This window comes from Mycobacterium sp. 852002-30065_SCH5024008 (assembly GCF_001665645.1).
GTDB lineage: Bacteria > Actinomycetota > Actinomycetes > Mycobacteriales > Mycobacteriaceae > Mycobacterium > Mycobacterium paraffinicum.
Window position 1 is genome coordinate 26226 of the sequence record NZ_LZSZ01000037.1, and the last position, 14326, is coordinate 40551.

Sequence of the window (14326 nt, forward strand, 5' to 3'; positions counted from 1 at the left end):
CCTGCGGAGCCAATCAAGATGGAGATGCCTTCCGACCCGGTTCGCCGAACTCGAATCGTGACGTTGACCATGAATCCCGCGCTCGACATCACGACGAGTGTCGGCGTCGTGCGGCCGACCGATAAGTTGCGCTGCTCTGCGACGCGTTACGACCCGGGCGGAGGCGGCATCAACGTCGCCCGGATCGCGAAGGTCCTTGGTAGCTCGGTGCTGGCGGTGTTTCCCGCGGGCGGCTCGCACGGGGGTCTCGTCATGAGCCTGCTCAGCGAGGCGGAAGTCCCGTTCCGGCAGGTTCCGGTCGCTGCCCAAACGCGCGAGAGTTTCACCGTCAACGAGACCAGCACCGGCCAGCAATACCGGTTCGTCCTGCCGGGGCCGGAGCTCACCGTCCTCGAGCAGGAGCAATGCCTCGATCAATTGCGGGTGGCAGCCCAATCGGCCGAAGTCGTTGTGGCAAGCGGAAGTCTGCCACCGGGTGTACCTGCCGACTACTATCAGCGGGTTGCCGACATCTGCCGGCAGTTGGGCGTCAAGCTGGTCCTGGACACCTCCGGCGGCGGCTTGCAGCACATCTCTTCAGGGGTGTTCCTGCTCAAGGCGAGCGTGCGAGAACTAAGGGAATGCGTCGGTCGCCGACTCGCCACCGAGTCCGAGCAGCTAGAGGCCGCCCACCAACTCATCGACAGTGGCCGCGCACAAGTCGTCGTGGTTTCCCTGGGTTCCTATGGCGCGCTGCTGGCGACACGCCATGCCAGCCAGCGGTTTCCGGCGGTCCCGATGCCAGGCGGGAGTGGTGTCGGGGCGGGCGATGCGATGGTTGCCGCGATCACGGTGGGCCTCACGCACGGATGGCCCCTCGCCAAAGCGGTTCGTTACGGGATCGCGGCGGGAGCGGCGATGCTGATGACACCCGGTACGGCGGTCTTCGAACGTGCCGACATAGAGCGATTGTTCGAGCTGGTCGCCGAACCACCAGAGGTGGGGACGAACGACTTCGCGGCTGAGGCCTAACGGCCCCTGCCGAGCGGGCGCCGCCGCAATAGCCTGAAAACTGAGCCATCGGAACAATCAGGAGCCGACATGAGCCAGCTGGACGCCAAGGCTGTGGTCGTCGGCGTCAACGGCTCCCAAGCCGCGGTCAACGCCGCGAAGTGGGCAATCGACGAGGCGATCGGCCGGCAGTTGCCACTTCGCCTTGTGTATGTCATGCCGCGCGGGCCGCGGCGCGTCGGATCGGGGCCTCGTTCCGAATGGGAGGTCGAACGCGGCGAAATGGCGTTGGCCGAAGCGGAGTGCGCCATACAGACCGAGCGGAAGCCGGTCGAGATCGAGACGGCCATCGTTTCCGGGAATCCCGCGGAGGCGTTGATCAACCAATCCCAGGACGCGGCCCTGGTGTGTGTAGGCACCGCCAGGCGCGGATGGGCGTCCGACGGGCTCTTGGGCCCGACGGCCACGGGCCTGGTGGCGCGCGCGCGCTGCCCCGTCGCGATCATTCGTACCAATCCCGACGGATCGCCGACCGAGCTTGGTGTGATCGCCGTCGTGCTCAACGACGAGCCGGACAACGACGAGGTGGTGCACCAAGCGATGGAGGAAGGGCGACGCCGCCGCGCCATCGTGCGTCAAATCGACCGGCGACTGAACAGCTGGGTTCGCCGTTATCCGGACGTCCGCGTCCAGACGGTGGCCGCGGGAACCGGCGCGAAATACGGCGGAAAGCCCGGTAGCGCAATCGAACTGGCGGTGGTGGGCAGTGCCGATGCCGAGGAGATGGCCGCGCTGGCCACCCCGAACTGCCATCCGATCGTCGGCTACCCCGACTGCTCGGTGCTTGTGATCCGCCACTGAGGCCCGATGACGCAGCCAGCCAGAACCAAGTCGATCGTCGCCGGTATCGACGGTTCCAAAGCGGCGATACGCGCGGCACTGTGGGCGGTCGACGAGGCGGCGAGTCGCGACGTTCCGCTACGCCTGCTCTACGCGACCTACCCCGGCGACGGCGAACAAACCGCGCAGCTGGCGGTCCGCCAGGCGGTGACGGCGATTCGAGCCGTGGGCAAGCCGGTGCAGGTCGAGACGGAGATCGTCCACGGACCCGCGGTCGGATCGCTGATTCGCTCGTCGGCGTCGGCCGCCATGGTCTGCGTGGGCGCCGTCGGACTGCGCCACTTTCAACCGGGCCGGGTCGGCTCCACCGCGGCGGCATTGGCCGTATCGGCGCGTTGCCCGGTGGCGATCGTCCGGGGCCGCGACGGTTATCGCGGGCAGCCCGCAGAAAGTGCGGTCGTCGAGATAGCCGGGTCCCCGGACTCGGTTCTGCTCGGCGCCGCCATCGAAGAGGCGGTGCTGCGCGGTGCGGCGCTCGAGGCGGTCGTCTCGCGGCGAACGGGGCGGGCCGAACACGGTGATACCGAGGCCGATCGCCGGGCACTCGCCGACCTGGATCGCCGCCTGTCCGGGTGGAAGCGACGCCATCCGCAGCTTCGGGTCGAATCGATGGCGATACACGTCGGCCTGCTGGACTACCTGGCCGGACACCGTGGGCCGGTCGGCTTGGTGATCGTCGGCGCCGACAATCGTCAGCACGTTGCCGAGCTTGTCGGACCCGTCGGCAGTTCGGTGATGGCGGACGCGGACTGTTCGCTGTTGATCGTCAATCGGCAACATTTGTGAAATTTGTACGATAGTTAATGTGTGATGGGGAGGTCCCACGACCGGCGGAAGGGTTCTTAATGGTCAAGGTTTTCCTGGTCGATGACCATGAAGTCGTCCGGCGCGGCCTCGCCGATCTCCTGGCGGCGGACCCCGAGCTCGAGATCGTTGGCGAGGCGGGCTCCGTCTCCGAGGCAAAGGCGCGGATACCGGCGCTGCGACCCGACGTCGCCGTGCTTGACGTGCGGCTTCCCGACGGCAACGGCATCGAACTGTGCCGCGACCTGGTGTCCGATCATCCCGACCTGCGCTGCCTGATGCTGACGTCGTTCACCTCCGACGAAGCGATGCTGGAGGCGATTCTGGCCGGCGCCAGCGGTTACGTGGTCAAGGACATCAAGGGCATGGAGCTGGCCCACGCCATCAAGGAGGTGGGCGCCGGCAAATCCCTGTTGGATAACCGGGCGGCGGCGGCTCTGATGGCCAAGCTCCGCGGCGCGGCGGAGCGCGAAGACCCACTGTCCGGGCTCACCGAACAGGAGCGAACGCTGTTGGGGCTGCTCAGCGAGGGCCTGACCAACCGGCAGATCGCCGCCCGGATGTTCCTGGCCGAGAAGACGGTGAAGAATTACGTGTCGCGGTTGCTGGCCAAACTCGGCATGGAGCGCCGGACCCAGGCGGCGGTGTTCGCGTCCAAGTTGGACCAACGGCCCGGCCACCCCGCCGCGCCGACGGACACGTCGACCGACTAGCGCCAATCGGAACCTGTCACACCTTCGACGACAACCATTCGCTTGGGTGCTTGACAATTTGCGATTAGGCTGATCTTGCCATTAGGCATTGTCGCAATTGAGTGTCGGGGAGGTTTGTCGGTTTGACGAGCGACGACAGCGGCTCGGCATTCGCCGGACTAGGCCAGCGGGGCCTGGTCAGCAGGATGCACGAGCAACTCGACGAGTTGCTGGCGGCTCGCGACCAAATGGAGCAGCTGCTGCGGGTCATCGTCGAGATCGGCGCGGGCCTCGACCTCGACGCGACGCTGCACCGGATCATTGGCGCGGCCAGAAAAATGACCTCCGCCCCCTTCGGCGCGCTGGCCATCCGTGATCCCGAGGGCAACCTGCTCTCGTTTGTCCACGAGGGGATGGATGCCGACACGGTGGCCCGGATCGGGCACCTGCCGGTGGGCAAGGGCCTGCTGAGCTTGTCGATGCTGGACACGCCGGCGTTGCGGATGGACGATCTGACCGCCCATCCGGCCGCCGTCGGGTTTCCCGAGCACCACCCCCCGATGCGCGGCTTCCTCGCCGTGCCGATCACCATCCGCGACAGTGTGTTCGGCAACCTCTACCTCACCCACGTCGAACCGCAGCGGGTGTTCTCCGAGTCCGACGAGGTGGCGGCTCGCGCCCTGGCGTTCGCCGCCGCGATCGCGATCGACAACGCCCAGGTGTTCGAACGCGAGCGGACGGCCGCGAAGTGGATGGAGGCCAGCCGCGAGATCACCACCGCGCTGCTGTCCAGCACCGAGCCGCACCGGCGCCCGCTGCAGTTGATCGCCGAACGTGCCCGGGCCCTGACCGATGCCGAGCAGGCGATCGTCCTGGTGCCGGCCGATCCCGACCTGCCCGACGACGAGGTCGAGACGCTGGTGGTCTCGGCGGCGGTGGGTGTGCATGCCGCCGAGGTGGTCGGCCAACGCGTTCCGGTGGACGGCTCCACCAGCGGGGCCGTTTTCCGGTCCGGTGAACCGCTGATCACCGAGACGTTGCGGTACCCGATTCAGGCATTCACCGATGTCGGGCAGCGCCCGGCCATCCTGATGCCGCTACGCGCCCAAGACGAGGTCGTCGGAGTGATCGCCATCGCCCGCGGCAGCCACCAGTCGCCCTTCGACGACAGCTACCTCGATCTGGTCAGCGACTTCGCCACCCATGCGGCGATAGCGCTCGTGCTCGCGTCGGCCCGTGACGACGCGCGCCAGCTGACCATCCTGGCCGAGCGCGAACGCATCGCCCACGACCTGCACGACCACGTCATCCAGCGGCTTTTCGCCGCCGGCATGGATCTGCAGGGAACGCTGGCCCGGGCGAGGTCCCCGGAGGTGTCCGACCGGCTCAACCGCACGCTCGACGATCTCCAAACCATCATCGAGGAGATCCGCACGACGATCTTCCAGCTGAAATCCCCGCCGGGTAAGAACGACTTCCGGCATCGCATCCAACAGGTGGTCGCCGACCTGACCGAGAACCGTGACATCGTGACCACCCTGCGCATGCACGGGCCGATGACCGCCGTCGGCGGCGAGCTTGCCGACCATGCCGAGGCCGTGAGCACGGAGGCCGTCAGCAATGCCCTGCGTCATTCGGGGGCATCGCGGCTGACCGTCGAGATCAGCGTCGCCGACATGTTCGTCCTCGACATCGTCGACAACGGCTCCGGCATACCCGGCGGCAACACGCGGCGCAGCGGCCTGGCCAACATGAAGCGGCGCGCCGAACAACTGGGCGGGGCCTGCGAGATCACCGGCCCCCCGGAGGGTGGTACCCGGGTGCACTGGGTGGCCCCGCTGATCGACGAATAGCGGTCGCCCCGAACGGGACCAATGGGAGGGGCCATGGGGTCTAACGGCCCTGCCCGGCCGCGCCGCCGCCGAATATCGTCGGGGGTTGTGAGTAATCGATCGGTGGACGCCGTGGCTACTGCTCGGTTGCTCGATGGACGCCTGGTTTCGTTGCGTCCCTTGACCGTCGCCGACGCCGAGGCCGTTTCGGCGCTGCATCAACACCTGTCCGATCACGACCGGTACTTTCGTTTCTTCACGCTGCAGCTGTCGCCGCTGCACGAAATCGTAGCCAAGCTGACCGAGCCGGCGGACGGGTTGTACGCCCTCGGTGCCTTCGACGCCGATCGGCTGATCGGCGTGGCCCACTACGTCGTCGTCGACGACCCGAACGCGGCCGAGGTCGCGGTCGTGGTCGCCCACCAAGACCATTCGGTGGGCGTGGGCACGGCCCTGCTCAAGCACCTGGCCCCGATCGCCCGCGCCCACGGAATCGGGCGGTTCGTCGCGGACGTCCTCGGCGAGAACCACCTCATGCTCACGGTCTTCTTCGATCTCGGCTGGCCTTGCAGGCCAATCGATTACGGGTCTATTCGGCACCTCGAGATCGAGTTGCCCCAATTCGACGAAACGCCGGCGTAGAGGAGCGGAAAATGACGGCAGACGCGAAAGAATACGGAGTACTGGTGTGTGTTGACGGGTCGGCCGCGTCCGACGCCGCCGTCGCATGGGGGACACGCGAGGCGATCATGCGTGACCTGCCCATCACGCTGATGTACGTCGTTCCGCCCATCGTGGTCGGCTGGCCGGTGGGGCAACTGTATGCCGAGATGCCCGACTGGCAACAGGACAGCGCTCAGCACGTGATCGACCAGGCCCGCAAGACACTCAGCGCCAGCCTGGGCGCGTCCGAATCGCCCGAAATACACACCGAGACCGTCTATTCCGCCATCGTCCCGGCGCTGATCGAGGCCTCCAAGAAGGCCTGGGTGCTCGTCGCCGGAAACCAGGGACTGGGAGCGGTGGGCCGCTTGCTGCTGGGCTCGGTAACCACCGGACTCGTGCACTACGCCCATTGCCCGGTCGCGGTCATCCACACCGGCGACAGGGCGGCCCCGGACCCCGGCGCGCCCGTGGTGCTGGGCATCGACGGATCCCCGGCCTCCGAAGAGGCGACCGCCCTGGCCTTCGACGAGGCCTCGCGCCGCGGGGTGGGGCTGGTGGCCCTGCACGTGTGGAGCGACGTGGGCGTATTCCCCATCCTCGGCATGGACTGGCATGACCGGGAGCAAGAGGCGCACGAGATCCTCGCCGAACGCCTGGCCGGCTGGCAAGAACGCTATCCCGAGGTGCACGTCGAGCGGAAACTGTTCTGCGACAAGCCGTCCGAATGGCTGCTGAAGGAATCCGAACACGCCCAACTGGTGGTGGTCGGCAGCCGCGGCCGTGGCGGATTTCCCGGGATGCTGCTCGGCTCGGTGAGTTCGGCGGTGGCCCAGTCGGCGCGGGTGCCCGTGCTGGTTGTCCGCTGACGATGAGGATCGATGCCCGCGAAGGAGGCTTCCTATGATCGAGCTGCTCCCGGACGTGCCGGAGAATGTGATCGGCATCCGCGTGTCGGGCCGCCTGCGCGGTGACGAGCTGCGCGACTTCAAGCCCGAAATGGACAAGGTGCTCCAGACGGGCGAGGTCAGGATCGTCGAGGTCATCGCGTCCGACTACGAGGGATTCGGGCCGGGTGGGTTCCTCGAGGATCTCAAGCTGGGCTTCGGCACCGTCCTGCCGCACCATTCGGCGTTCAAGCGGATCGCGGTGGTCTCCGACAAGGACTGGGTCGCTCCCGTGCTGCACGCAGTGGCGTGGATGGTTCCCGGCGAGATCGCCGTGTTCGGGCTTGACGAGCTTGACCGCGCCAAGGATTGGGCGGCCGGATAGCCGCCGTCAGTCGCGGATGACGAGCACCGAACATCCGGTGTTGCCGCCCGGATGCGGGGTGATCGGCCCGACCATGCGGGCGACCTTGTCGGCATCCTCGCTGCCCACGACCGCGAGCTGGACAGGTTCTTTTGTGCGCGTGAGGAATTCGGCAGCCCCGCGCCTCGCCGCGGCGGGTTGGACGTGCACCTGGCGATGCTCCGATACCCAGGGTCCGAGCCGCTGATCCAGCTGCTGGTAGGGAATCTCGCCGAGGCCCCACCGCCAGACGCCCATCGCCAAGATCGGTGCGTCACGAAGGCGCGCCTCGCGGAACCCGTGCTCGAGCACCGCGTCGTTGGCGTCCGACTCCTCGACGGCAACTGCGACGTATCCGCCATCCTGATCGGCGCCGTCGCGGCTGCTCCGGATGACGGCCACCGGGCAGTGTGCCTTCTTCACCAGGGTATGCGCGGTCGAGCCGAGGACCTTGCGGGCCACCCAGCCCGTCCCCACCGAACCCACGCACACCATTGCGGCGTCGCGTGATTCGTCGATCAACGCGTCCTCCGAGGAACCGCGGACGATGTCGCATTCGACCTTGACCGGCGTGCCCATCTCCTGCAGCGCTGCATCGGCGGCGCGCAACGACGATTCGGCGTATTCGATGTCCAAGCCGTCATCGCCCGCACCCCGTCTCGGTATGGCATGGATCAGCCGGAGCGGGATGTTGCGGCTGGCGGCCTCCGCGGCTGCCCATTTGGCCGCGTTGATCGCGGCGTCCGAGCCGTCGATACCTACCACGATCCGCTGCGACGACTGCGGATTGTTCATCGAGTCCTCCTCTATGACTGACCACCGGGACATCGATGGCCCGTCACTGGCCACGTTATGGGCAGACGGCCTGGTTCAGCAGGGTCGTTCGACCCACGTTCGGAGGAATTGGTCACCCGGCTTCAGGCGACCTCGACCGTATGCCCTGGGGCCAGGTGCTGCAATCGGCCACGGCATTCCACCGCGACCGGTGCACTGTTGCCCGCCTCGGAGGTCAGCTCGGCCGCCCGTCCGCTGACCCGAAGGTGTAGTCGTTGGCCGCGATAGATGAAGGGAAACTCGATGGAGCCCAGGGCATCTGGCCATTGCGGGCTGAGGATCAGCCGGTCGTCGCGGGTTTCGAGTCCGGTGAAACACCGTTGCAGCAGGTCGATGCTGCCGGTCATCGCGGCCAGGTGTATCCCCTCCGACGTGGTGCCGCCTTGGATGTCGACGACGTCGGAAGCCAAAACTTGTACGAAGTACTTCATGGCGTGATGCCGGTTGCCACGGGTGAGGACCCAGGCATGTACGACGGCGCTCAGGCTGGAACCGTGGGAAGTGCGTTTGATGTAGTAGTCCACGGTCTCCGGGATCTGCTCGGGCGCGAAGCGGTAACCGAGCCGGCCCAACAGACCCAGCAGCTCGTCCGACGACAGCAAGTAGAACAACATCAGCGCATCGGCCTGCTTGGACGCCTTGTAGTTGTTCACGCTGTCGTTCTCGGCCTCGAGAATACGGTCGAGCCGCTGGATGTTGCCGTACCGCTGCCGGTACTCCTCCCAATCCAGTTCCGCCAGTTCCGCATAACCTTCGAACTGACTGATCACACCGTCGTGGAAGGGCACGAACATCCGGCGCGTCACGCGGTCCCACCTATCGAGCTCGTCGGCCGTGAGATCCACTTTCGCCACCAGATCGAGCCGGTCCCGCAGCGGTAGCAGATCGAGCGCGTCCATCGCCCGCATGATCACCCAGACGGCCATCACATTCGTGTATGCGTTGTTGTCGATGCCGTCGTATTCCTTGCCCGGATAACCCGAATGGAATTCGTCGGGGCCGATGACGCCGCGGATCGTGTAACGTCCGCGAGTCTTGTCCAGTTTCGCCAGACCCGCCCAGAACCGTGCGATCTCCACCAGCATCTCGGCCCCGTAGTCAACAAGCAACTGGCGGTCGCCCGACACCTGATAGTGCTGCCAGAGGTTGTAGGCGATGGAGAGACCGACATGATGCGCACGGCCGCTCGGATCCGGATTCCACCGGCCGGACTGCGGATTGAGGTGCATTTCCTGGCTGACCTCTCGGCCGTCGCTACCCGACTGCCAGGGATACATCGCGCCGAGGTAACCCGCCACCCGCGCTGCGCGGCGGGCCTCGGGCAGCCGCCGATAGCGGTAAAGCAGCAGCGACCGGGTGACGTTCGGCATCCGTATGCCGAGGACCGGGGCCACGAATAACGCGTCCCAGAAGACGTGACCGCGGTAGGCCTCACCGTGTAGGCCCCTCGCGGGGACGCCGGCGTCGAGGTCGGCGGTGTGCGGCGAGATCGTCTGCAGCAGGTGCACCAAGTGCAGCCGGAGGATGCGTAGCGCATCGGCGCTATCGATGCCGTCGGCCAGGCCGATGGCGCATTGTTCCCACAGCAGCGCCCACGCCCGGGCATGCTGACGATGCAGCTCGGCGTATCGTCCGGCGGCGTCGAGGTGCAGCTGGGCGGTGCTCGCGGGCTCCGAGATGGCGCTGTCCCGGCTCGTGAAGATGGTCGCGACCTTTTCCAGCGTGACCGATTGCCCCACGGCCAGCGCGACCTGGATGTCGTGCCCGCCGCGGCCGGCTTCCCGCACGATTTTGTACTGCGCAACGGCCCGAGCATCGTCGCACCACACGGTGCTGCGCGCGGCCACCGCGATGCTGATGCGCGATTGCGATGTTTCGGTGCGCAATATCGCCGAGTCGGCTGCGGATTCGTCGATCACGGTTGTCGCGAGGTGCGTGCTCGACAACGAACGGTAGCGCTCGACCATGGTATTGCAGACGTTGCCGTCCAGCAGCGACCGGAATTCGATGGTGCCCGACCAGTTCTCAGCAACGATCGTGGTTTGCATGGCGAGCAAGTGCGGCTGGTCCATGGACGCGAACCGTTCTTGGATCACGGTCGTGATTTGGTCAGCGCCGTCCCGGAACCGCAGGGTGCGCGTCAACGTCGCGTGTCGCAGGTTGAATGTCTGCCGGTAGTACAACAATTCGGTGTCGTCAATGTGAAACCACTGCCCGCCGTTGATCCGAAACGTCAGCGAGAGCCAGTTGGGGAGGTTGACCAGGCTTTCGTTCTCGATGGTCCGGCCGGCGACGCGATCGACCAGCGTGTTGTAGACGCCGGCCACATACGTCCCAGGGTAATGCGCCTCGGCTGCTGTCGCCTCCGGGGCGCAGCCACGGGTGACGACGTAGCCGTTACCGACGGCGCACAGCGTTTCGCGCAGTCGCTCGTAATCGGGGTCATATCCCTCGTAAACGAGCTCCCACGGATCGCTGGGCTCGGCCGCCGCGCGTAGATCGTTGGCCAGGCGCCGGACGAAATCACACACCGCGGACGGATCCGCGAGGCTGAACAGCGCGGCGCATGGGCGATCCCAGTCCTCGTTGTGCCGCAACGCAATTCCGACGCCGTCGAATTGGACCGCGTCGAAGGCGTCCTCGTCGGCAAGGTCTTCGCCGACATAGATCGGTAGCACGGTGCCGCTCCCCGTTCCCTCGATGTGTTCGAGGATCCAGGTGAGCGTCCTGCCCTTGTCCCAATCGAGGCTGGGCCGAAGTTCGATGACTTTGCGCCCCGCCGTGACCCGCAGGCCCTGGGATCGGCCGAGCTTGCGTGTCGTCGCGATCACGCGGTCGACCTGTTCGGGGTCGACGTTGCGGTAGTGAATCGCGACCCCAAAGCGCTTGTGTTCCACACGGATTCCGGGTAATTCGCCGAGCAGCTCCGCTAGTCGGTGGGCCGCACGCGTCAGGGCTGCGGTGGCACCGACGGCTGCGGCGTTCTCGTGGTGGGTGCCGTCCGGTGCCACGAGCTCGAAGCCGTGACTGCCCGCGTACCAGATTCCGTCGACGTTCACGCGTTCACGAAGATCGCCCAGATCGCGTCCGCTTATCACCGCGACCGGGCACTGGGTCGCCAGCGCGCGCAGTGCTTCGGCTGCGCCCTCGACCAGGGTGGCGGCCTCCGGCTCGGCGACGGTCTCGGACAGCGTGCCGTCGAAGTCGAGGAACACCGCCGGGCGCCGGCTGGCCACCAGTTCCTTCAACTGGCTGTAGACCTGCATCGCGTCGGCGATGGTCGACAAGGGTTTGCCGCCGGGCTGCACCGAGACCTCGGCAAGATCGCCGACGACGATGTCCGCCCCGCGGGACAGCAATTCGCCGGCTCCTCCGTTGCGCTCCAGACCGATGACGAGGCCGAAGCCGGCATCCCGGCCGGCCGCGATTCCCGCGTCGCTGCAGTCGATGAGGACGCAACGGCCCGGCCGCACGCCCAGGCGCGTCACGGTCATGGTCAGCGCCGCATCGGCGCGCTCGCCGGCGCCGTCGGCGCAGACGACTTCCTCGACCCCCGCGGCGCGCAGCACGGCTTCGCAGTCCCGGGTGGACGAATAGGCGGCGGTGGCGACGCCGACGTCGCGCACTCGCTGCAAAAATCTGGCGGTCGAACCGCGGGCTTCTTCCACCCCCGGTGCCGGCTCCACGACAACACAGTCGAGCCCGAGAATCACCGCGTCGTGGTAGCGCCTATCGACCGTGACAGGCGATTCGGTCACCTCTGTGACGATGCCACAGCACCGGCGCTGGTCAAGGCCCACGGGTGCAAGGGGGCCTCATGGCCATGCGGTTGGTGACTAAAGCCTCATGATCGACGGCCGTTCCCGCCATAGCGTTTTGGGCGAGGAGAGGGAGAACATCATGTCCGTACTCGCAAACCGCCATGGCATCGTCGTTGGAATCGACGGATCGCCGGCCTCGAACGCCGCCGTCTGTTGGGCGGCCCGTGACGCGGCGATGCGACACGTCCCGCTGACCGTGGTCCACATGGTGAACGCGATGGTGCCGATGTATCCGGCCCTGCCACTGTCGACCGGCGTGGCGGTGTGGCAGGAGGAGCAAGGCCGGGAGGTCCTCGAGCAGGCGGTCAAGATCGCCGAAGAGGCCGTCACCACGGACCGCAAGGTTGACTTCCGAAGCGAGCTGAGGTGCGCGCCCCCGGTGCCCACGTTGGTCGAGATGTCCAAAGAGGCCGAGATGGTCGTCGTCGGCAGCAACGGACGCGGGGCGATGAGCAGGCTGCTGTTGGGTTCGGTGAGCAGCAGCGTGGTCCGCAGCGCGCGCTGCCCGGTCGCAGTCATCCGCGACGAAGACCCGCTCATGCCACACCCCCAGCAAGCCCCGGTGCTCGTGGGCATCGACGGCTCACCCGCATCGGACGTTGCGGTGGCCGTCGCTTTCGACGAGGCGTCGCGACGTGGTGTCGAGCTGACGGCGCTGCACGCCTGGAGTGACGTCGACGTCTTCGAACTGCCAGGAGTGGATTGGTCGGCGGTGAAGGCGGAAGCCGAGCGGAGCCTGGCCGAACAACTGGCCGGCTGGCAGGAACGCTATCCCGACGTGACCGTGAACCGGGTCGTCGTTTCCGACCGGCCGGCCCGCCAGCTCATCGAACAGTCGGAATCCGCCCAACTCGTCGTCGTGGGCAGCCACGGCCGCGGCGGCCTGTCCGGCATGTTGCTGGGCTCGGTCAGCAACGCCGTGGTCCATTCGGTCCGGATGCCGGTGATCGTCGCGCGGCCGTCCTAAGGCCGCGCCGCCGCCGTGCCCTATCTCGATCTGCACGAAACCCACACGGGTGTCGTCATTCTCGCCGGCGCCCGCGCATACAAGGCCAAGAAGCCGGTGCTGACCGACTTTCTCGACTTCCGCACGCCGCAGCAGCGCGAGCACGCCTGCCGCCGGGAGGTCGAGCTCAACAGCCGGCTCTCGCCCGAGAGCTATCTCGGCGTCGCCCACCTCACCGACCCGCTCGGCGGCCCGGCCGAACCGGTCGTGGTCATGCGGCGCTACCGCGACGAGGACCGCCTCGCGCACCTGGTGGCCCACGACACCGCAGAGTCCGTCCACCGCGTGCTGGACGCGGTTGCGGCCGTGTTGGTCCGCTTCCACGAACGCGCCGAGCGCGGCGAGCGGATCGACGCCCAGGGCGAGTCCGCCGCGATCGAGTGGCGCTGGCGCGAGAACCTGTCCGAATTGGAACGGTATGCGAACCAATCGATTCCGGACATAGCCGAAAGGGAAGTAGCTCATGTACAGCGCCTGGCGGCCCAGTTCGTCGCCGGGCGCGCGGGGCTGTTCGCGCGGCGTATTCGCGACGGGCGCATCGTCGACGGGCACGGCGACCTGCTCGCCGACGACATCTTCTGGGTCGGCGGCACCCCAGCGCTGCTGGACTGCCTGGAGTTTGACGACCGGCTGCGCCACGTCGACTGCATCGACGACGCCGCCTTCCTCGCGATGGACCTGGAGTTCCTGGGCCGCAAGGACTTCGGCGACTACTTCCTGCAGCGTTACGCCGAGCACGCGGGTTGGGCGGCGCCGCCGGCGCTGTCCGACTTCTACATCGCCTACCGGGCCGCGGTGCGGGCGAAGGTGGACTGCGTCCGGGTTTCACAGGGCAGCCCGGGCGCGTCCGTCGACGCCGCCCGCCACCTGGCCATCGCCACCCGGCACCTGCAGAGCGGCACCGTTCGGCTTGCGCTCGTCGGCGGCAACCCGGGCACCGGGAAGTCCACCGTGGCCCGCGGGTTGGCTGAATCGTTTGGGGCGCAGCTCATTTCCACCGACGACGTGCGCCGAGAGCTTCGGGACTCGGGCGACATCGCCGGGGAGCCCGGGGTGCTGAACGCCGGGCTCTACAGCCCCGACCAGGTCGCGGTGGTCTACGAGACCACCCTCCGCCGCGCGCGGCAGTTGCTGGGCGAGGGGCACTCGGTGATCCTCGACGGCACCTGGCGCGATCCGCGGACGCGCGACCAGGCTCACCGACTGGCCACCGAGACGCACTCGGCGCTCGTCGAATTCGTGTGCTCGGCGACGGCCGACGTGGCGGCCGACCGGATCAAGACCAGGCCCGCGGGCAATTCGGAGGTGACCCCGGAGATCGCCGCCGCCCTGGCCGCCGGGCACGCCGACTGGGACGGCGCGCACCGGATCGACACCTCCCGCAGCCCGGACCTCGTCGCTCGCGAGGCGCACGACCTCTGGGGGCGCGCGACGTAACAGCCCTCAGGAGGTTCCAACGTCCCGGCCGTCGGGGACCAACGGCCCTGCCCGCAC

Annotated in this window: 12 protein-coding genes; 10 read left to right on the plus strand and 2 right to left on the minus strand. The window is 67.3% G+C overall.

Annotated features, from left to right (window positions below):
• The first annotated feature begins 18 nt into the window (after positions 1-18).
• The 8 genes from A5781_RS04405 to A5781_RS04440 all read left to right on the plus strand — a co-directional run bounded on the left by A5781_RS04405 (position 19) and on the right by A5781_RS04440 (position 7153).
• Positions 19-1011, plus strand: a complete 993-nt coding sequence (locus tag A5781_RS04405) for a 1-phosphofructokinase family hexose kinase (protein ID WP_067201785.1) — start codon at positions 19-21, stop codon at positions 1009-1011.
• Between the two features lie 69 nt (positions 1012-1080).
• Positions 1081-1851 (plus strand): universal stress protein, encoded by a 771-nt coding sequence (locus A5781_RS04410; protein WP_067201787.1) that lies wholly within the window; start codon positions 1081-1083, stop codon positions 1849-1851.
• Between the two features lie 6 nt (positions 1852-1857).
• Positions 1858-2676 carry a universal stress protein gene (locus A5781_RS04415; RefSeq protein WP_067201790.1) on the plus strand — a complete coding sequence of 273 codons (819 nt, stop codon included), beginning with the start codon at positions 1858-1860 and terminating at the stop codon, positions 2674-2676.
• Between the two features lie 59 nt (positions 2677-2735).
• Positions 2736-3407 carry a response regulator transcription factor gene (locus tag A5781_RS04420; protein ID WP_067201793.1) on the plus strand — a complete coding sequence of 224 codons (672 nt, stop codon included), beginning with the start codon at positions 2736-2738 and terminating at the stop codon, positions 3405-3407.
• 185 nt (positions 3408-3592) lie between these two features.
• On the plus strand, positions 3593-5239 hold the full coding sequence (locus A5781_RS04425; RefSeq protein WP_197503706.1) for a GAF domain-containing protein: 1647 nt from the start codon (positions 3593-3595) through the stop codon (positions 5237-5239).
• A gap of 87 nt (positions 5240-5326) precedes the next feature.
• Positions 5327-5860 (plus strand): GNAT family N-acetyltransferase, encoded by a 534-nt coding sequence (locus tag A5781_RS04430; RefSeq protein ID WP_197503704.1) that lies wholly within the window; start codon positions 5327-5329, stop codon positions 5858-5860.
• A gap of 11 nt (positions 5861-5871) precedes the next feature.
• Positions 5872-6750 carry a universal stress protein gene (locus A5781_RS04435; protein ID WP_067201801.1) on the plus strand — a complete coding sequence of 293 codons (879 nt, stop codon included), beginning with the start codon at positions 5872-5874 and terminating at the stop codon, positions 6748-6750.
• A gap of 34 nt (positions 6751-6784) precedes the next feature.
• Positions 6785-7153, plus strand: coding sequence for an STAS/SEC14 domain-containing protein (locus tag A5781_RS04440; RefSeq protein WP_067201804.1), 369 nt, complete (start codon positions 6785-6787; stop codon positions 7151-7153).
• Positions 7154-7159: 6 nt separating this feature from the next.
• Here A5781_RS04440 and A5781_RS04445 read toward each other — a convergent pair whose 3' ends face one another.
• Both A5781_RS04445 and otsB read right to left on the minus strand, forming a co-directional pair.
• The gene (locus A5781_RS04445) at positions 7160-7966 is read right to left on the minus strand and encodes a universal stress protein (protein WP_067201808.1); all 807 of its coding nucleotides are present in this window, start codon (positions 7964-7966) and stop codon (positions 7160-7162) included.
• A gap of 122 nt (positions 7967-8088) precedes the next feature.
• A complete protein-coding gene (otsB, locus tag A5781_RS04450) occupies positions 8089-11763 on the minus strand; it encodes a trehalose-phosphatase (protein ID WP_231990637.1) in 3675 nt (1224 codons plus the stop codon).
• A gap of 142 nt (positions 11764-11905) precedes the next feature.
• Here otsB and A5781_RS04455 point away from each other — a divergent pair, with 142 nt between their 5' ends.
• Both A5781_RS04455 and A5781_RS04460 read left to right on the plus strand, forming a co-directional pair.
• On the plus strand, positions 11906-12793 hold the full coding sequence (locus A5781_RS04455; RefSeq protein ID WP_067201872.1) for a universal stress protein: 888 nt from the start codon (positions 11906-11908) through the stop codon (positions 12791-12793).
• A gap of 15 nt (positions 12794-12808) precedes the next feature.
• Positions 12809-14269 carry a bifunctional aminoglycoside phosphotransferase/ATP-binding protein gene (locus A5781_RS04460; protein ID WP_156624381.1) on the plus strand — a complete coding sequence of 487 codons (1461 nt, stop codon included), beginning with the start codon at positions 12809-12811 and terminating at the stop codon, positions 14267-14269.
• Positions 14270-14326: the final 57 nt, after the last annotated feature.

Coding starts and splice junctions, on each gene's coding strand:
- A5781_RS04405 (WP_067201785.1), top strand. CDS start 19: ATGGAGATGCCTTCCGACCCGGTTCGCCGAACTCGAATCGTGACGTTG.
- A5781_RS04410 (WP_067201787.1), top strand. CDS start 1,081: ATGAGCCAGCTGGACGCCAAGGCTGTGGTCGTCGGCGTCAACGGCTCC.
- A5781_RS04415 (WP_067201790.1), top strand. CDS start 1,858: ATGACGCAGCCAGCCAGAACCAAGTCGATCGTCGCCGGTATCGACGGT.
- A5781_RS04420 (WP_067201793.1), top strand. CDS start 2,736: ATGGTCAAGGTTTTCCTGGTCGATGACCATGAAGTCGTCCGGCGCGGC.
- A5781_RS04425 (WP_197503706.1), top strand. CDS start 3,593: ATGCACGAGCAACTCGACGAGTTGCTGGCGGCTCGCGACCAAATGGAG.
- A5781_RS04435 (WP_067201801.1), top strand. CDS start 5,872: ATGACGGCAGACGCGAAAGAATACGGAGTACTGGTGTGTGTTGACGGG.
- A5781_RS04440 (WP_067201804.1), top strand. CDS start 6,785: ATGATCGAGCTGCTCCCGGACGTGCCGGAGAATGTGATCGGCATCCGC.
- A5781_RS04445 (WP_067201808.1), bottom strand. CDS start 7,966: ATGAACAATCCGCAGTCGTCGCAGCGGATCGTGGTAGGTATCGACGGC.
- A5781_RS04455 (WP_067201872.1), top strand. CDS start 11,906: ATGTCCGTACTCGCAAACCGCCATGGCATCGTCGTTGGAATCGACGGA.